We start from the raw sequence: 18,742 nt of genomic DNA, 5'->3' as shown, positions 1-18,742 counted from the left end.
CTGGAGGGATCATGAGCGAAGCAACCACCGCCCCCGGCTTCAAGCCGAAGAAGTCCGTCGCCCTGTCCGGCACCGCTGCCGGCAATACCGCGCTGTGCACGGTCGGCCGTAGCGGCAACGACCTGCACTACCGCGGCTACGACATCCTGGACCTGGCCAACACCAGCGAGTTCGAGGAAATCGCCCACCTGCTGGTGCACGGCAAGCTGCCGACCCGCGCCGAGCTGGTCGCCTACAAGGGCAAGCTGAAGTCGCTGCGTGGCATTCCGGCCGCGGTCAAGGCCGCGCTGGAAGAACTGCCGCCCTCGGCCCACCCGATGGACGTGATGCGCACCGGCGTGTCGGTGCTCGGCTGCGTGTCGCCGGAGAAGGACGACCACAACCACCCCGGCGCGCGCGACATCGCCGACAAGCTGATGGCCTGCCTGGGCTCGATGCTGCTGTACTGGTACCACTGGAGCCACAACGGCCGCGCGATCGACGTGGAAACCGACGATGACTCCATCGGCGGCCACTTCCTGCACCTGCTGCACGGCGAGAAGCCGCAGGATTCGTGGGTGAAGGCGATGCACACCTCGCTGATCCTGTACGCCGAACACGAATTCAACGCCTCCACGTTCGCCTGCCGCGTCATTGCCGGTACCGGCAGCGACATGCACAGCTGCATCACCGGCGGCATCGGCGCGCTGCGCGGCCCGAAGCACGGCGGTGCCAACGAAGTGGCGTTCGAAGTGCAGAAGCGCTACGACAGCCCGGACGATGCCGAGGCTGATATCAAGGCCCGGGTCGAGCGCAAGGAAGTGGTGATCGGTTTCGGCCACCCGGTCTACACCGTCAGCGATCCGCGCAACAACGTGATCAAGGAAGTGGCCCGCGATCTGTCCACCGAGCAGCAGAACCTGAAGATGTTCGACATTGCCGAGCGTCTGGAAACGGTGATGTGGGACATCAAGAAGATGTTCCCGAACCTGGATTGGTTCAGTGCGGTCAGCTACCACATGATGGGCGTGCCGACGGCGATGTTCACCCCGCTGTTCGTCATCGCGCGCACCTCCGGCTGGAGCGCGCACATCATCGAACAGCGCATCGACGGCAAGATCATCCGCCCGAGTGCGAACTACACCGGTCCGGAAGACCAGGCCTTCGTGCCGATCGACCAGCGCAAGTGATGCAGACGTACCGCACCCGGTAACGGGTGCGTTGCGGAGCGGGCCGGCCATGCCGGCCCTGTTCCGTTGCGGCGTCGCAACTCCCTTTCGCCGGTGTCACGACGCCCCGGCCCGCCAAACAAGCAGTCAACGCCAGCCATGATGAACAGCCAACACCGCAAGCCCCTTCCCGGCACCTCGCTGGACTATTTCGATACCCGTGCTGCGGTCGATGCGATCCAGCCCGGCGCCTATGCCACGCTGCCGTATACCTCGCGCGTGCTGGCGGAAAACCTGGTGCGCCGCTGCGACCCGGCCACGCTGGAGGCCTCGCTGCGCCAGCTGATCGAGCGCCGCCAGGATCTGGATTTCCCGTGGTTCCCGGCGCGCGTGGTGTGCCATGACATTCTCGGCCAGACCGCGCTGGTGGACCTGGCCGGACTGCGCGATGCCATCGCCGACGCCGGTGGCGATCCGGCCCAGATCAACCCCGTGGTGCCGACCCAGTTGATCGTCGATCACTCGCTGGCCGTGGAGCATCCGGGCTTCGACAAGGGCGCGTTCGACAAAAACCGCGCCATTGAAGACCGCCGCAACGAAGACCGGTTCCACTTCATCAATTGGACCAAGAAGGCCTTCAAGAATGTCGATGTGATCCCGCCGGGCAACGGGATCATGCACCAGATCAATCTGGAGAAGATGTCGCCGGTGGTGCAGGTGCGCGATGGCGTGGCCTTCCCCGATACCTGCGTGGGCACCGACAGCCATACCCCGCACGTGGATGCGCTGGGCGTGATCGCCATCGGCGTCGGCGGCCTGGAAGCAGAGAGCGTGATGCTTGGCCGTGCCTCGTGGATGCGCCTGCCCGACATCATCGGCGTGGAACTCACCGGCCGCCCGCAGCCGGGCATCACCTGTACCGACATCGTGCTGGCGCTCACCGAGTTCCTGCGCCAGCAGCGCGTGGTGGGGGCGTGGATCGAGTTCCATGGCGAGGGCGCCACCGCGCTGACCATCGGTGATCGCGCCACCATCTCCAACATGACCCCGGAGTTCGGCGCCACCGCGGCGATGTTCTCCATCGATCAGCAGACCCTGGACTACCTGCGCCTGACCGGCCGCGAGGACGCCCAGGTGCAGCTGGTGGAAACCTATGCCAAGGCCACGGGCCTGTGGTCCGATGACCTGGCCAACGTGCAGTACCCGCGCGTGCTGCAGTTCGACCTGTCCAGCGTGGTGCGCAACATGGCCGGCCCGTCCAATCCGCACAAGCGCGTGGCGACCAGCGAACTGGCCTCGCGCGGTATTGCCGATGAAGCAAAACTGGCCTCCGGCAAGGTCGAGCAGGAACAGGGCCTGATGCCCGATGGCGCGGTGATCATCGCCGCCATCACCAGCTGCACCAATACCAGCAATCCGCGCAACGTGATTGCCGCCGCCCTGCTGGCACGCAATGCCAATCGCGCCGGGCTGGTGCGCAAGCCGTGGGTGAAGAGCTCGCTGGCGCCGGGTTCCAAGGCCGTGCAGCTGTACCTGGAAGAGGCCAACCTGCTCGGCGAGCTGGAGCAGATGGGCTTTGGCATCGTCGGCTTCGCCTGCACCACCTGCAACGGCATGAGCGGCGCGCTGGACCCGAAGATCCAGCAGGAAGTGATCGAGCGCGACCTGTATGCCACTGCGGTGTTGTCGGGCAACCGCAACTTCGATGGCCGCATCCACCCCTATGCCAAGCAGGCGTTCCTGGCCTCGCCGCCGCTGGTGGTGGCCTATGCCATCGCCGGTACGGTGCGCTTCGACATCGAAAAGGATGCGCTTGGCCACACCGCCGATGGCAGCCCGATCACCCTGAAGGACCTGTGGCCCAGCGACGCCGAGATCGATGCGGTGGTGGCGGCCAGCGTCAAGCCCGAGCAGTTCCGCCAAGTGTACGAGCCGATGTTCACCTTCAAGGTCGAACACGGCGCGCCGATCAGCCCGCTGTACGACTGGCGCCCGCAGAGCACCTACATCCGTCGTCCGCCGTACTGGGAAGGTGCGCTGGCCGGTGAGCGTCCGCTGCGTGGCATGCGCCCGCTGGCGGTGCTGGGCGACAACATCACCACCGACCACCTGTCGCCGTCCAACGCCATTCTGGCCAGCAGTGCGGCCGGTGAGTACCTGGCGAAGATGGGCCTGCCTGAAGAAGACTTCAATTCCTACGCCACCCACCGCGGCGACCACCTCACCGCGCAGCGCGCCACCTTCGCCAACCCGAAGCTGATCAATGAAATGGTCGTGGTCGATGGCCAGGTCAAGCAGGGTTCGCTGGCGCGCGTGGAGCCGGAAGGGCAGGTCACCCGCATGTGGGAGGCGATCGAAACCTACATGGCGCGCAAGCAGCCGCTGATCATCATTGCCGGTGCCGACTACGGCCAGGGCAGCTCGCGTGACTGGGCCGCCAAGGGCGTGCGTCTGGCCGGCGTGGAAGCCATCGCGGCCGAGGGCTTCGAGCGCATCCACCGCACCAACCTGATCGGCATGGGCGTGCTGCCGCTGGAGTTCAAGGACGGTGTCAACCGCACCACGCTGGGCATCGACGGCACCGAGACCTTTGACGTGGTGGGCGAGCGCGTACCGCGTGCCGAGTTGACCCTGGTCATCCACCGCCGCAACGGTGAGGAGCTGCGTGTCCCGATGACCTGCCGCCTGGATACCGCGGAGGAGGTTTCGATCTACGAGGCCGGCGGGGTGCTGCAGCGCTTCGCCCAGGACTTCCTGGAAGCGTCGCAGGTGGCGTGAGGGCAACACGGGCGCGCACCCGGTGTGCGCGCCCGCAGCGTCGGTGGCATGGGGCCACCGATGCGCTGGCAAGCGATACCAGACAGGACGGTCGGCGACATGTTCTACACCGTGGCGGGCATCATCAACACCGCGTTCATCCTGCTCAGCCTGGTCGGCGTGTGGGCGCAGCTGCGCAAGGTCTGGCGGCGCCGTAGCGCGGGCGCGGCCAACGGTGGCGCCACCGACATCCTGTCGCTCAACCAGTTCACGGTCAGTTTCCTGGCCTATCTGTCGTTCTTCGTCTACGGCTACACCATCCAGCCGTTCAACCACTTCATTGTCTGGCCGCGCCTGCTCGCCTCGGTGCTGGTGCTGCTGATCCTGCGCGAGATCTGGACGGACAGGCGCAGCCGCGCGGCCACCACCGGGCTGGCGCTGGCCTGCCTGGCACTGCTGTGTGCGCTGGCCGGGCTGGTTTGGGGGCAGCGCCACGTCGACGAAGGGCGGGTACTGGCCTCGGCGATGATCGTGGCCATCACCGCGTTGCTGGCGCAGGGGTATGCGCACCAGATCCTGCTGATCTGGCGCTCCGGCCGCACCGGTGCGGTATCGCTGCGGATGAGCCAGCTGATCCTGCTGATGGATGTTTCCACGGTCGTCTTCGCCTTCGCGATGGGGCTGCACCTGGGCTGGCCGCTGTTGCTGCTGGCCGTGGTCAGCGGCAGCACCAAGCTGGCCATCCTGTGGCTGTTCCGCTGGGAGCAGCGCAGCGCCCTGGCCGCGCACAAACGTCATCCTCTTCCCGCGCTGGTCGCCCAGCGCTGATTTTTCCAAGACTTCCAAGGCATCCGTTATGACCTTCCTCCCCCAGCACCGCATTCCGGCCACCTACCTGCGTGGAGGTACCAGCAAGGGCGTGTTCTTCCGGCTGACCGACCTGCCGGTGGCGGCGCAGGTGCCGGGCCCGGCCCGCGATGCGCTGCTGATGCGTGTGATCGGCTCGCCCGACCCGTATGGCAAGCACACCGACGGCATGGGCGGTGCCACCTCCAGCACCAGCAAGTGCGTGATCATCGCCGCCGCGTCGGTGCCCGATCATGACGTGGACTATCTGTATGGCCAGGTCGCCATCGATACCGCGTTCGTGGATTGGAGCGGCAACTGCGGCAACCTCAGCACCGCGGTAGGCCCGTTTGCGATCAGCAACGGCTTCATCGACCCGGCGCGCATCCCGCACAACGGCATCTGCACCGTGCGGATCTGGCAGGCCAATATCTGCAAGACCATCTTGGCCCACGTGCCGGTCGTGGATGGCCAGGTGCAGGAGATCGGCGATTTCGAGCTGGATGGGGTGACCTTCCCGGCGGCCGAGATCCAGCTGGAGTTCCTCGACCCGTCCGATGACGGTGACGGCGAGGGCGGGTCGATGTTCCCGACCGGCAACCTGGTCGACACCCTGGACGTGCCCGGCGTGGGCAGCTTCCAGGTGACGATGATCACCGCCGGCATTCCCACCATCTTCCTCAACGCGGCCGACCTGGGGTACACCGGTACCGAACTGCAGACGGCGATCAACGAGGACAAGGCCGCACTGGCCCGCTTCGAGGCGATCCGTGCGCACGGCGCGGTGCGCATGGGCCTGATCGACAGCATCGACCAGGCCGCCACCCGCCAGCACACGCCTAAGGTGGCGTTCGTCGCCCCGGCGCAGGACTACGTGTCTTCCAGCGGCAAGCAGATCGCCGCGGGCGACATCGACCTGCACGCGCGTGCGCTGTCGATGGGTAAGCTGCACCACGCGATGATGGGCACGGCGGCGGTTGCCATTGGCACCGCCGCCGCGATCCCCGGCACGCTGGTCAACCGGGCCGCCGGTGGCGGCGAGCGTGAGGCGGTCACCTTCGGGCATCCGTCCGGCACGCTGCGGGTGGGCGCACAGGCGGCGTTCGTTGACGGGCAGTGGACGGTCACCAAGGCCATCATGAGCCGCAGTGCACGCGTGCTGATGGAAGGCGCGGTGCGGGTACCCGCCGACACCTTGTAGGTTCAACAGGAGATCACTATGTCCGGTCACGACCACACCAGCAACCAGCGCCCGCCATGGGATGCCGTCATGACCGACATCGTGGACTACGTGCGCGACTTCCGGGTGGAGTCGCCGCTGGCCTTCAGCACCGCGCGCCATTGCCTGATCGACACGCTTGGCTGCGGCCTGGCGGCCCTGGCCTTTCCCGCCTGCAGTAAGCTGCTCGGACCGCTGGTGCCTGGCACCCGGGTGGTCAACGGCGCGCGCGTGCCGGGCACGCGCTTCGAACTGGACCCGGTGCAGGCGGCCTTCAACATCGGCGCGATGGTGCGCTGGCTGGACTTCAACGACACCTGGCTGGCCGCCGAATGGGGCCATCCGTCCGACAACCTCGGCGGCATCCTGGCCACCGCCGACTGGCTCAGCCGCAACGCCGAAGCACTGCGGCGGCCGCCGTTGACCATGCGCGACGTGCTCGCGGCGATGGTCAAGGCGCATGAGATCCAGGGCTGCCTGGCGTTGGAAAACGCATTCAACCGGGTCGGGCTGGACCACGTGGTGCTGGTCAAGGTGGCCTCCACCGCCGTGGTCGCGCACCTGCTCGGGCTGGACCGCGAGCGCATGCTCAACGCGGTGTCGCTGGCCTGGGTGGACGGACAGTCGCTGCGCACCTACCGGCACGCCCCCAACACCGGGTCGCGCAAGAGCTGGGCGGCCGGCGATGCCACCAGCCGCGCGGTGCGGCTGGCACTGATGGCCGCGGCGGGCGAGATGGGGTACCCAAGTGCGCTGACCGCACCCACCTGGGGCTTCTACGACGTCAGCTTTGGCGGGCAGGCGTTCCGCTTCCAGCGCCCGTATGGCAGCTACGTGATGGAGAACGTGCTGTTCAAGATCAGCTACCCGGCCGAATTCCACGGGCAGACCGCCGTGGAGGCGGCGATGCAGCTGCATGCGCGCATGCGCGCGGCCAGCAAGCGCAGCGAGGACATCGCCCACATCACTCTGCGCACCCAGCAGGCCTGCCTGCGCATCATAGACAAGCCCGGCCCGCTGCATAACCCGGCCGACCGCGACCACTGCGTGCAGTACATGGTCGCCATCGCGCTGATCTTCGGCCGCCTGGTGGCCGAGGATTACGAGGACGACGTCGCCGCCGACCCGCGCATCGATGCGCTGCGCGCGAAGATCACCTGCGTCGAGGAGCCGCGCTACACCGCCGACTACCTGGACCCGGACAAGCGCAGCATCGCCAACGCACTGGCGGTGGCGTTCACCGACGGCAGCACCCTGGAGGCCGAGGTGGAGTACCCGCTGGGCCACGCCCGCCGTCGCGCCGAGGGCATCCCGCTGATGGAGGACAAGTTCCGCGCCCACCTCACCGCCACCTACCCGACCCAGCAGCAGCGCCGCATCCTCGACGCCTCACTGGACCCGGTGGTGCTGGAAGCGATGCCCGTACACGACTACGTAAACCTCTACGTAGCCGGGTAGAGCCGACCGTTGGTCGGCTGCCCCTTCTATCCGCGCCCCCCTTGGGCAGGGAAATCCGACAGCGCTGTAGTTGACCCTTGCACTCCGCTACAGTGCAGTTTCTCTCACTTCGATGCGGAGGCGGATGCCTCCTGCTCGCTACCGGCCGGATGCCACCATGCCCCACCTTGCTGCTGCAGCGCGCCTGCGCGCCGTCGTCCATTCCGTCACTACGGGTCTGATCGACCGCGAGCAGCTTGCCGAGCTCATGGTGCTGGCCACCGTCGCCGGGGAGCATCTGCTGGTGGTTGGGCCGCCAGGCACCGCCAAAAGCGCCGTTGTTCGTCGCGTCGCCGCCGCACTCGGGGGGCGCTACTTCGAGTATCTGCTCGGTCGCTTTACCGAGCCGGCCGAACTGTTCGGTCCGGTGGATCTACGCAAGCTGCGCGAGGGCCGGGTTGAGGCAGACGTGACCGGCATGCTGCCCGAGGCCGATATCGCGTTCCTGGATGAAGTCTTCCTGGGATCGACGGCCATCCTCAATACGTTGCTGGGCGTGCTCAATGAGCGCCGCTTCCGCCGTGGCCACACCGACATCCAGTGCCCCTTGCGGGTCTGCGTCGGGGCCGCCAATGCGCTGCCAGAGGACGAGTCACTGGCTGCCTTTGCCGATCGTTTCCTGCTGCGATTGTTCGTGGAGCCTGTTGCCGACGACCGACTGGAGGCGCTGTTGGAGGCGGGCTGGGCGAACGAGGCTGGGATTCCCGTCCACGCGGCAGAGATCGCCGATCTGGACCTGCTGCGGGCGCAGGTGCCCAAGGTTGGGATGGACCAGGCACGGGCGACGCTCGCCGGTGCCGTGCGCACGTTGCGGGCCGCAGGGCTGCAGTTGTCTGACCGCCGTATCGTCAAGATCCAGCGGCTGGTGGCCGCCGCCGCCGTGCTCGCCGGTCGGGACACAGCCACCGACGCAGACCTGTGGCCGTTGTTCTACGTCCTGCCCAGTCGCGATGCGCAGATCAGTGCGCAGGATGTGCTGCGCGACTCCATGGTGGCGGCCGCCAATCCAACCCTGCGCAGCGCGGTGGAAACGGTGGTGCTGCAGCCGGTATCGCGCGTGGACCGCTTGGTGCAGGCCGCACGCAGTTGCCTGGAAGACAATGGCAATGCCGCGTCGAGCACCATTGCCGAGGTGCTGCTGCGCGAGATTGATGCCAATTTCACCGCTGCCGCGCTGTCGCCGGAATTGGCGGTTGAGCGTGTGCGCCTGGTGGAACGGGTCGGCGCTTCTGTATGAGGTGGGGATGGCGTGACGCGGAGCTGTCCGCGGCGGCACAGGGGGTGATCGGGTTCGGCGTGGCCGCGCGATCGCTGCTGGCGGCGCTGGAAAAGCGTCCCCGGGAAGGACTCCTGGGCGTGGCCGGTGATGATCTGTTGATGCTCGCCGGCTCCACTTCGCAGTTGCCGTGGGTCGACCAGGTGCAGTACATCGCGCCCTGTGAGGAGGCGGCCGCGCTGTGGCTGCCCACCCATCAGCGGCCGGCGGTGGCCCTGGATCTGCTCGCGAACGCGTTGGCCGCGCAGCACGGTGCTCAGCCACTGTTGCTGCTGGCGCAACCCGTGCGCTTGATCTCGCTGGCGCGGCTGATGCCCGTGGATGTGCATTGGTTACACCAGGTGCGCCAGCGTTGGCACCTCGCATGAGCAGGGCCATCGAACTTCCCGCCGTGCTGCGCCCATGGCGACAATGGTTGGACGGCTTCGACGCGGATATCGCCACCATGTTGGGCGAGCTTCTGCTACGACTGCATCCCTTCCTGGGCAGCGGTGGCGCGCGGGTGCAGGCGCCTGCGGCCGAGACCGATGGCGTCGGCGAGTTGTCGTCCCGCGGTAGCTACGCGCGTTTGCTGCTCACCGAGTGGGGCATGGCCGACATCGCCCCTGATGAGTTCCTGCGCCGGGCCGCCAGCGGGGAGCACCTGTTCCTGGCCCCTACGCCGCAGCGCCCGCAGGTGGAGCCGGGAATCGTGGTGGTGTTCGACGCGGGACCGGCACAGTGGGGTGATGCGCGCCTGGTCCATGTCGCGCTGTGGATCCTGTTGCTGCGGCGCGCACAGGTCCAACGGGCCCGCCTGCGATGGGGGCTCGCGCACGCGCCTGGCGTGCTGCACGATGCCGATGCACCGGAGCGCCTGCTGCAACTGCTGCATGGGCGTACCCATGTTGTCGCCGGCGACGCGCACTGGGAAGCATGGCGGACTGCACTTCCCGTGATGTCCGACCAGGCGCTCGAGCGATGGCAGGTGACCGCCCCGGGCATGGCAGTGGGGTCACAAGGTTTCACCCATCGCGTCCGGATCCGGTCAGGCTGGGACGCACAGGTGCATGTTGCGCTCGGGCCACACCAGGGCGGCCGCGCCATCGTATTGCCACGGCCTGCAGCCGGGCCGGCTGCGAGGGTACTGGAAGGACGATTCCTCACCCCGGCGGACGTGCCGTCAATGATGTGGGCCAAGGGCCGCTTCTCGCTGCGTCAGCCGCCCGTGTTCAGTCTCTCTGGAACATCGGTGACGGTGCCGCTGGCAGGTCGCAATTGCGCCTATCAACTGCGCATGGGTGAGGCGGGCCAGCGCAAGTCGGCGGTGGCCCGATACCACCACTGGTCCAACGTTACCGAGATGGTGTGCGTATTGGTAACGGACAAGGACGTGGGGGGCATCACCGTCGATGCCGCGCACCTTCACTTCTGGAAGGTCCCCGGCCTGAGGGCCACGCCGCGCCCGGCAACGGACAGATTCACGGTGCGCCCGGGTACGGCACGCTGGCTGCAGGGTTTCGTGCTGTATGCCGGCCGCACGCGCCGCTGCATCGCGGTTCTGGATCATGCGGGGCGTCTGCTGACCTGGACATCGGGGGACCGTGCCGTCGGCGGCCCTGCTGCCGGTCCCGCGCTGGTGGCCGACAATGTCATTGCCATCGGGCAGGCAGCCCCTGCGTCATTGCTGTATGCACGCGTGGAGGGCGGCTATGTGGCGGTCAGCCATCTGGACAGCAAGGGCCAGCAGACGCAGGTGGTGCGCCTGCCGGTGGACACCCGTCCAAGCGCGATGTGGTTGAGCCAGACAATGGACGTTCGTAGTGGCACCTGCTGCATGGAGCACCGTGATCCAGCAGGCCATAGTGTGTTGACGCTTGTTCACCGGGACGGCAAGGCCGATGCGGCCCACCACCGGCTGGCCCTGCCTGCCGGCTGGAAGCCGATCGGCATGGTGGCGCCTGTCCAGGCGCACCAGCCGTGGCGGTTGCTGGCGCTGCGCGCCGACCAGCGTGCGTTGGTAGCGCTGGGCATGGACGGGCAGGAGACACTGCATGCCTCCAGTAGCGATATTTCAGCCGTTTCGGTGTCCGGGTGCGGTGGACGGATCGCGCTGGTGAACCTGGATGGGGACCTGTTGGTGCTGGGCGATCATGGGCGCACACGGCTGGCGTGCGTACGTGGCCGCGGAGAAACGGATGATGGTTGATGCCCAGGGCGAGCAGGACACCGGATCCAATCTGCGTCACCCGGTGTGGCGCGGGCGTCAGCCGGTGGTGGCATTGTGGTTCTCGTCGGAGTGGCTATCACCGGTGCAGCGCGATCAACGCCTGCTGGACGCCTGGACCGCGGGCAGCCGCGCATGGCGTTTCAACGACGGCGACCTTGTGTGCCTGCCCGAGGCGCGCTGGATGAACTGCGCCGATGCACCAGGGTTGCCGTTGTGCCGGATTGGCGGCGTCCTGCAGGCCGGTCCGTTGACGCCGCGCGAGCGTGCGCGTATTGCTGCGGTGGATCTGATTCTGGTGCAGGGCGCGCAGCCGGTGCCACGTTGCCTTGCCGATGCCCAGGTCCTGGATCTCTCCACGTGGATCGACATCCGTCAGTACGCCTTGCAGACCACTTATGACCTGCGCGTGCCGGTGCCGCCTCTGGTGTTGCCCAAGCTTGAGGGGCAACGCGTGCGGGAATTACTGGGCGAGGCGATACCGCCGCGCAGCTCGGACAGCGAGGCATTCCTGCGGAAGCTGCATGGGCAGACCGTCACCGAGGCGTCGGCGCGGGGGCGCCTGTCTACATGGTGGCGCGATGTGATACCCGGCGTTGGGCTGTCGGTGGCCGCCTACCTGGGCCAGGCGGCGGCCCGTACCGCGCACAACGGTGCGCCAGCGCATGGGCAAGTGCCGGCCCGGCGACGACCTTCGCTTCCATCCGCCTGGCGCAGCACGTTGGCGCGCCTGTCGATGGTCACGCGGGTCAGCCGCGTGTTTGGCTACCGGCAAGGCGCGCACCTGCGTCGAATGATGGCGATGTTCGAACGTGGCGACCTGCAGGAGGGATTGCGTCATGCACTGCCGCTGGGGCGGGACGGGGGCCTGCTCGGTCCTGCATTCGGAACGCCCGGACGGCGTGATTCGCTTGCCGTGGGTGGAACGCGCAGCCCGGGTGCCGGCATCGGACTGGACGATTCGTTGCTCGACCACCTCAGGCGCACGTACCGGGCCGCATTCGAGACGCTGGATCGCGCCGGTCGTGTGGACGAAGCAGTATTCGTGCTGGCCGAATTGCTGGAAGCCCGACAGGAAGCCCTGGACTATCTGGTGCGCCGTGAGCGACCGGCACAGGCGGCCGAACTGGCCTTGGGCTGGGACATGTCCTCGGCACTGATCATCCGCTTGCTCATGCTCGCCGGCGACAGCGAGCGCGCGGTGCTGGTGGCGCGACGCGACGGGGCATTCGCTGACGCCATCGCATTGCTGCAGGAAGGCGCGCCGGCGCTGGCCGACGCGTTGCGCCTGGCGTGGGGACATGCCCGCGTGCAGCAGGGCGATTGGATCGGCGCGGTGGATGCGGTCTGGCCGGTCGCTGCCGGGCGCGATCTGGCCGTGGAATGGCTGTTGGCGGCAGAGCGCGCCGGTACGGTGTTGTCCGCGCGCGCGCTGGTGCAGCGCGCCGTGTTGCTGCCGCAGACGCTGGAGCACTACGCGGCGAGGATCGAGGCGTTGGCCGATTTCCATGCGGATCCGCAGGCGCGCAATGCGGTGGCCGACGCACTGATCGATACGGATGGCCGCAGTTCGGCGATACGCGCCATGGCCTCACACCTGCTGCCGGCGCTGGCCGCGGATCGGTCGGTCGGCCGCGCTGGCTGGCCGCCAGCGCGACTGCAGCGGCTGCTGAAGGTTGCCGGCAATGCCGTCCTGAACGCGGATGTACCTGGCTGGGATGAACTCGGCGACGCAACGCCGTCGGTATCAGGTGCGTTGGAACTGCCTGTGGCAATCACCGCACCTGACGTTGGCCTGCACACGCTTCATGATGTTGCCTGGTTACCCGGGGGGCGGTTTCTTGTCGCTCTCGGTGAAGCCGGCGCGGTCGTGCTTGATGAGTGGGGCAAGGTGCAGCAGCGTTTCGCTGTGCCGGCATTCAATCTGGTGATGGCACACAGTGGCCAGGTCGCTCTGGCGGTGACACCACGCGAGCAGGTCTCGCGCGTGGCGCGGTTGGATCTTGCCACCTGCACCGTCACCGAGCTTGGCAGCCTAGCTTTGAACGGGTTCGCGCCGGCCTACGATGGGCTGGGGTGGACGGTACTGGTTGATGATCGTGTTCTGGTGGTGGATGCCGGCAAGCACGTCAATGACGTGCTGTGGCACGTCGATCTGCCCGGCAAGGTAGTGGCTGCGGGATTCTTCGCCACGCGCGAGGTATTCCTGATCAGCCAGGGGGACGCGCTGCAGGAATGGGCCTATCACGTGCCGGCGCGACGCAGGGCGGCACAGCGGGATCTCGTCGCGACGTCCGGGCATGCAGTGCTGGCCTGTCCTGAGGAAGGGATGCTGCAACCGCGTGTCGTGGTGGCGGCGGACGGGCGGATGGTCCTGATCTATGAGCGGCAAGGGCAGCACTGCGAATGCACGCTGGCGGTACTGGAAGACGCGCTGACCGCACCGTACGTGCAGGACGTGCGGCTGCTGGCGGCCGGGATCTTGGTGCACCTGCGCTGGGCGTCGCTCGGCCGCAGCTATCTGGTTCGCACGGCCGACGCGCAGTGCATGGCCACGGTCGAATGGCCGGGCGATGCGCAGGTATCGGCACGTGAGCAACCTGGCCGGCTGCTCCTGCATGATCTGCATGGGCGCTGGGTCCAGCTGGAAACCTCAGACGGGTCCAGCCAGGGGATGAGGCTGGCCCACGTTTGACTCTCAGGCGCGGTGTGCGCGTGTGAGGTGTAGCGCCGGGGCCGCGGCCGTCCGAGTCTTCCTGCCGTCGCCATGGGTGCCGTCGGCCGGCCGTCAACGCTTTGACGGCTGGCCGTATACTGGCCGCCTTGATCAAGGAGCGTCATCATGGCTAGCCGCAGTCGGGTCGGGCAATGGAGCTGGAAGGGAATCGCGGGCCTGGCGCTGGTCGCCGGCCTGGCCATCGGGATCGGGGGCTGCAAGCGCAACGACAGCGGCCAGCTGCCCACCCCGACCGGCGCGCCGATCGCGGCCAAGGCCGAGGCGGTCACCGAGTTCACCCTGGTCCGGGCCTTCCCCGACCAGAAGAGTGACGGCCTGTCGCTGGCGCTGGAGTTCTCGCGCCCGCTGGTCGGCACCCAGGATTTCGACAAGCTGGTCCGCTTCGCCGAGAAGGTCGGCACCGAGGACAGCAGCTGGACCCTGTCCGATGACGGCAAGACCCTGCGCTATCCGTTCGTGGAGGCGGCCAAGGAGTACACCCTGATCGTGTCCCCGGACCTGCTGGCCGCCGATGGCAGCCGCCTGGGCAAGGAACTGCGGCAGAAGGTGTTCACTGGCGAACTCAAGCCGGTGGCCGGGTTCGCCTCGCAGGGCAGCGTGCTGCCGGCCAAGGACAGCCGGGGCCTGCCGGTGGTGTCGGTGAACGTGTCCGAAGTGGACGTGGAATTCCTGCGCGTGCGCGAGAAGGAACTGCCGCGCTTCTTCAGCCAGTACCAGCGCGGCGGCCGTCGCGGCAGCTGGGAGCTGGACAGCGAATACGGCGACAAGAGCCCGATGTCGCAGCTGGCCGAGCCGGTCTACGTCAACCGCTTCGTACTGGGCGGCAAGCAGAACGAGCGCGTGTTGACCTACCTGCCCACCCAGGACATCAAGGAACTGCAGGAACCCGGCCTGTACTTCGCGGTGATGAAGCGCAGCGGCTCGTTCGACAGTGAATTCGACACCGCCTTCTTCACCGTCAGCGACATCGGCCTGCACACGCGCGCCTACAAGGACAAGCTGTTCGTGCACACCGCCTCGCTGCAGAGCGGTGCGGCGCTGAAGAAGATCGAGCTGCGCATCCTCGATGGCAAGGGCGAGGTGGTGCTCAAGGGCAACACCGACGGCAACGGCAACGCACTGCTCAACTACACCCTGGATGCCAGCCACGTGCTGATCGCCAGCAGCGGCGGCGACACCTCGATGCTGCCGTTCAACCAGCCTGCGCTGGACCTGAGCGAGTTTGCCGTGGCCGGGCGCGACAACGCCTGGTTCGACGTGTTCGCCTGGTCCGGCCGCGACCTGTACCGCCCCGGCGAGACGGTGCGCATTTCCGCGCTGCTGCGTGACAACGACGGCAAGCCGGTGAAGCCGCAGCCGGTGTTCCTGCGCCTGAAGCAGCCCGACGGCAAGACCTTCCGCGAGACCCGCCTGCAGCCCGGCGAGCAGGGCTACATCAGCTTTGAACAGGTGATCCCGGTCGAGGCCCCCACCGGCCGTTGGCAGGTGGAGTTCCGCACCAATCCGGCCAGCAAGGAAGCCATCCAGGGCATGACCCTGCGCATCGAGGAGTTCCTGCCCGAGCGCATGAAGCTGGACCTGGACAGCGCCCAGAAAACCCTCAAGCCGGGCGAAGCGCTCAAGCTGCAGGCCGATGCCGCCTACCTGTACGGCGCACCGGCCGATGGCAACCGCTTCACCGCACGGCTCGCGGTGGCACCCGAGCAGTCGCCGGTGGAGGCGCTGCCGGGCTATTTCTTCGGTGACCCCACCCTGGAACTGCCGCGCGAAGCACGTGATGTGATCGATACCGAGTTCCCGGCCGATGGCAAGCTGCGCCAGGACGTGGTGCTGCCGCCGGAAGTGAAGCCGACCGCGCCGATCGCGGTGGTGCTGTCCGGCAGTGTCTATGAAACCGGTGGCCGCACCGTCAGCCGCACCCTCAAGCGGGTGATGTGGCCGGCACCGGTGCTGGTCGGTGTGCGCCCGTTGTTCAATCCCGACGATGGCGCCGACGCCAACAGCAACGCACGTTTTGAACTGATGCGGGTGGACGCGGCCGGCAAGCCGCAGCCCGGCAAGGGCCTGAAGGTCACCCTGGTGCGCGAACTGCGCGACTACCACTGGACCTTCAACGAGAACCGTTGGGACTACGATTTCACCCGCCGCTTCGAGAACAAGGACACCCGCACCGTCGATGCCGGCAGCGCGGCCACCGCGATTGATTTCCCGGTGGAGTGGGGCGAGTACCGCCTGGATGTGTTCGACCCGGCGACCGGGCTGACCAGCCGTTATCCGTTCCGCGCCGGCTGGAGCTGGAACGATGACAACCGTGGCCTGGATGCACGCCCGGACAAGGTCAAGCTGGCGCTGGACAAGACCGGCTACAAGGCCGGCGACAGCGTGCGCGTCACCGTCACCCCGCCGCATGCCGGCAAGGGCATCTTGATGGTGGAAAGCGACAAGATGCTGTACGTGCAGGAGATCGACGCCAAGCCGGGCAGCACGTTCGATATCCCGGTCACCGCCGAGTGGGAACGCCACGACATCTACATCACCGCCCTGGTGTTCCGCGGCGGCAGTGCACCGAGCAAGATCACCCCGGCCCGTGCGGTCGGCGTGGTGCATGTGCCGATGGACCGCAAGGCGCGCCAGATCGCGGTCGGGCTGTCGGCACCCAAAATGATGCGCCCGGAGCAGACCCTGCCGGTGACGGTCAGCGCACCGCAGCTGGCGGGCAAGCTGGCCCATGTCACCGTCTCGGCGGTGGATGTGGGCATCCTCAACATCACCCGCTTCCCGGTGCCGGATGCGGCCGGCCACTTCTTCGCGCAGCGGCGCCTGGGCGTGGACGCGTATGACATCTACAGCCGCGTGATCGAGAGCTTCGACGGCAGCAGCGGCAAGCTCAAGTTCGGTGGTGACATGGCGCTGGCGGCGATGCCGCAGGCCAAACGCCCCACCGCCCGCGTGCAGACCGTGGACCTGTTCTCCGGCCCGGTGAAGCTCGATGCCAAGGGCATCGCGCGGATCGCACTGAAGGTGCCCGATTTCAACGGCACCCTGCGCGTGTCCGCCTTGGTCTATGCCGATGACCAGTACGGCAAGCGCGACGTGGAAACCGTGGTCCGCGCGCCGATCCTGGCCGAAGCCAGCATGCCGCGGGTGATGGCCCCGGGCGACCGCAGTACCGTCACCCTGGACGTGCAGAACTTCACCGGCAAGCCGGGCGAGTTCAAGGTCGAGGTCGAGGGTATCGGTCCGCTGACGCTGGGCGAGCCGAGCCGCACGCTCAAGCTCAATGCCGATGCCAAGAGCACGCTCAGCTTCCCGCTGACCGCGCGCGAGGGCTACACCGTGGCCAAGGTGCGGGTGCGCGTGGATGGCAACGGCTTCAAGGTCGACCGTCGTTACGACCTGCCGGTACGCGCGGCGTGGCCGCAGGTGCTGCGCGCGCAGACCCGCACGCTGGATCCACTGGCGGCGGTGAGCATGGACACCGCCCTGGCCGATGGCCTGATGAACGACTCGGTGACCGCGCGCATGCTGGTCAGCGCACTGCCGCCGATTCCCTTCGCCAGCGCGCTCAACGGCGCGCTGAAGTATCCGTATGGCTGCGCCGAGCAGACCACCAGCAAGGGCTATGCCGCGCTGATGCTGGACGAGGCGACCTCGGCCATGCTCGGTGCCGACGGCCTGGACGCCAAGACCCGCCGCGAGCGCATGGAGGGCGCATTTGGCCGGCTGGCCTCGATGCAGGTGGCCAACGGCAACTTCTCGATGTGGGGCGATGATGGCTACGTCAATCCGTGGCTGACCCCGTACATCACCGAGTTCCTGCTGGATGCCAAGGAGGCTGGATTCGCGGTGCCCGACAGCGTGCTGCAGAAGGCGCTCAACCGGCTCAGCGAGGACCTGCTGTCCGGGGGCAACCAGTTCTACGGTGAAGACCGCCGCGAGAACCTGAAGTTCGCCAACCAGGCCTACTCCGGCTACGTGCTGGCACGGGTCAACCGCGCCCCGCTGGGCACGCTGCGCGCGCTGTATGACAACGAACGCAGCAAGTCGTTGACCGGTCTGTCGATGGTCCATCTGGGCATCGCCCTGTCGCTGCAGGGTGACCACAAGCGCGGCGATGCGGCCATTGCCGCCGGCTTCGCCAAGCCCAGCAGCGAGCGTCCGCAGTACTTCGGCGACTACGGCAGCGCGGTGCGCGATGACGCGCTGATGATCGCGCTGCTGCACGAGCGCAAGCTGTCCAAGCCGGCCTACGATGCGCGCGCGGTCGATCTGGGGCGGGCGCTGGATGCGCGCCGCAACAGCGGCTGGATGTGGCTGAGCACGCAGGAGCAGGTGGCGATCGCACGACTGGGCAAGGCGCTGTCGGCCAACCAGAAGAAGCTCGTCTCCGGTGACCTGGTGGTCGGCGGCGCCACCGAAAGCATCGCGGCACGGCGGATGTTCGGGCGCAGCTTCGACTACGCCGCATTGGCGCAGGGCGTGCGCTTCACCCCGCAGGGCGAGGCGCCGATGTTCGCCAGCCTGGAAGTGGCCGGGATCCCGCGCACCGCGCCGGAGCCGGACAACCGCACCCTGGGCGTGGAGCGCAGCTGGTACACCACCGACGGCAAGCCGTGGACCCCGCGTGCGCTGAAGGAAGGCGAGGCGTTGATCGTCCGGGTGAGCATCACCCCGAACCTGGACATGCCCGATGCCCTGCTGACCGACCTGTTGCCGGCCGGCCTGGAGATCGAGAACTTCAACCTGGGCGATGCCAAGCAGTGGGCCGATGTCGTGGTGGACGGCCTGAACGTCAACGACCGCGGCGATGCCGCCACGGTGCGCCATGAAGAGTTCCGCGACGACCGCTACGTGGCGGCGCTGAAGCTGTCGCGCGGCAGCACCGCCAAAGTGTTCTACCTGGTGCGCGCGGTGACTCCGGGCACCTACACGGTGCCGCCGCCGCTGGTCGAAGACATGTACCGCCCCGATCTGCGCGGGGTGGGGCGCAGCAATCCGACCACGTTGACCGTGGTCCAGCCTTGAGCAGACGGCGGGCCGTCGCACGTGCGACGGC

Annotated in this window: 10 protein-coding genes; all 10 read left to right on the top strand. The window is 67.5% G+C overall.

Annotated elements, in window-relative coordinates; translation table 11 throughout:
* Window positions 1-11: 11 nt before the first annotated feature.
* The 10 genes from prpC (at window position 12) to AC3IPM_RS14300 (ending at window position 18,711) form a co-directional block, all read left to right on the top strand.
* Entirely contained in the window at window positions 12-1,169 is a 1,158-nt protein-coding gene (gene prpC / locus AC3IPM_RS14345; protein ID WP_489300642.1) for a bifunctional 2-methylcitrate synthase/citrate synthase, read from the top strand.
* A gap of 141 nt (window positions 1,170-1,310) precedes the next feature.
* Entirely contained in the window at window positions 1,311-3,926 is a 2,616-nt protein-coding gene (gene acnD / locus AC3IPM_RS14340) for a Fe/S-dependent 2-methylisocitrate dehydratase AcnD (protein WP_489300641.1), read from the top strand.
* Between the two features lie 99 nt (window positions 3,927-4,025).
* Window positions 4,026-4,733 carry a hypothetical protein gene (locus AC3IPM_RS14335; RefSeq protein WP_447595138.1) on the top strand — a complete coding sequence of 236 codons (708 nt, stop codon included), beginning with the start codon at window positions 4,026-4,028 and terminating at the stop codon, window positions 4,731-4,733.
* 28 nt (window positions 4,734-4,761) lie between these two features.
* Complete coding sequence (gene prpF, locus AC3IPM_RS14330) at window positions 4,762-5,952, top strand: 2-methylaconitate cis-trans isomerase PrpF (RefSeq protein ID WP_489300640.1); 1,191 nt, start codon at window positions 4,762-4,764, stop codon at window positions 5,950-5,952.
* 18 nt (window positions 5,953-5,970) lie between these two features.
* Window positions 5,971-7,428: a bifunctional 2-methylcitrate dehydratase/aconitate hydratase gene (locus AC3IPM_RS14325; RefSeq protein WP_489300639.1), complete on the top strand. Its 1,458-nt coding sequence runs from the start codon at window positions 5,971-5,973 to the stop codon at window positions 7,426-7,428.
* Window positions 7,429-7,585: 157 nt separating this feature from the next.
* Window positions 7,586-8,704, top strand: coding sequence for an AAA family ATPase (locus tag AC3IPM_RS14320; protein WP_489300638.1), 1,119 nt, complete (start codon window positions 7,586-7,588; stop codon window positions 8,702-8,704).
* Window positions 8,701-9,111, top strand: coding sequence for a bpX5 domain-containing protein (locus AC3IPM_RS14315; RefSeq protein WP_489300636.1), 411 nt, complete (start codon window positions 8,701-8,703; stop codon window positions 9,109-9,111). Before AC3IPM_RS14320 ends, AC3IPM_RS14315 begins: the two co-directional genes overlap by 4 nt.
* 47 nt (window positions 9,112-9,158) lie before the next feature.
* Window positions 9,159-10,931: a hypothetical protein gene (locus AC3IPM_RS14310; protein WP_489300635.1), complete on the top strand. Its 1,773-nt coding sequence runs from the start codon at window positions 9,159-9,161 to the stop codon at window positions 10,929-10,931.
* Window positions 10,849-13,644, top strand: a complete 2,796-nt coding sequence (locus AC3IPM_RS14305; protein ID WP_489300634.1) for a bpX6 domain-containing protein — start codon at window positions 10,849-10,851, stop codon at window positions 13,642-13,644. The genes AC3IPM_RS14310 and AC3IPM_RS14305 overlap by 83 nt, the downstream gene beginning before the upstream one ends.
* 147 nt (window positions 13,645-13,791) lie before the next feature.
* Window positions 13,792-18,711: an alpha-2-macroglobulin family protein gene (locus AC3IPM_RS14300; protein WP_489300633.1), complete on the top strand. Its 4,920-nt coding sequence runs from the start codon at window positions 13,792-13,794 to the stop codon at window positions 18,709-18,711.
* Window positions 18,712-18,742 lie beyond the last annotated feature (31 nt).

It is taken from the genome of Stenotrophomonas sp. GL_111 (assembly GCF_057835245.1).
Note: the sequence above shows the minus strand (reverse complement) of the source record. Positions and strands in the feature narration are given on the sequence as shown.

Bases quoted from the DNA above. Each gene is read 5' to 3' on its own strand.
- AC3IPM_RS14305 (WP_489300634.1), top strand. From the start codon at position 10,849: ATGGGGACCTGTTGGTGCTGGGCGATCATGGGCGCACACGGCTGGCGT.
- acnD (WP_489300641.1), top strand. From the start codon at position 1,311: ATGAACAGCCAACACCGCAAGCCCCTTCCCGGCACCTCGCTGGACTAT.
- AC3IPM_RS14325 (WP_489300639.1), top strand. From the start codon at position 5,971: ATGTCCGGTCACGACCACACCAGCAACCAGCGCCCGCCATGGGATGCC.
- prpF (WP_489300640.1), top strand. From the start codon at position 4,762: ATGACCTTCCTCCCCCAGCACCGCATTCCGGCCACCTACCTGCGTGGA.
- AC3IPM_RS14320 (WP_489300638.1), top strand. From the start codon at position 7,586: ATGCCCCACCTTGCTGCTGCAGCGCGCCTGCGCGCCGTCGTCCATTCC.
- AC3IPM_RS14300 (WP_489300633.1), top strand. From the start codon at position 13,792: ATGGCTAGCCGCAGTCGGGTCGGGCAATGGAGCTGGAAGGGAATCGCG.
- AC3IPM_RS14335 (WP_447595138.1), top strand. From the start codon at position 4,026: ATGTTCTACACCGTGGCGGGCATCATCAACACCGCGTTCATCCTGCTC.
- prpC (WP_489300642.1), top strand. From the start codon at position 12: ATGAGCGAAGCAACCACCGCCCCCGGCTTCAAGCCGAAGAAGTCCGTC.
- AC3IPM_RS14315 (WP_489300636.1), top strand. From the start codon at position 8,701: ATGAGGTGGGGATGGCGTGACGCGGAGCTGTCCGCGGCGGCACAGGGG.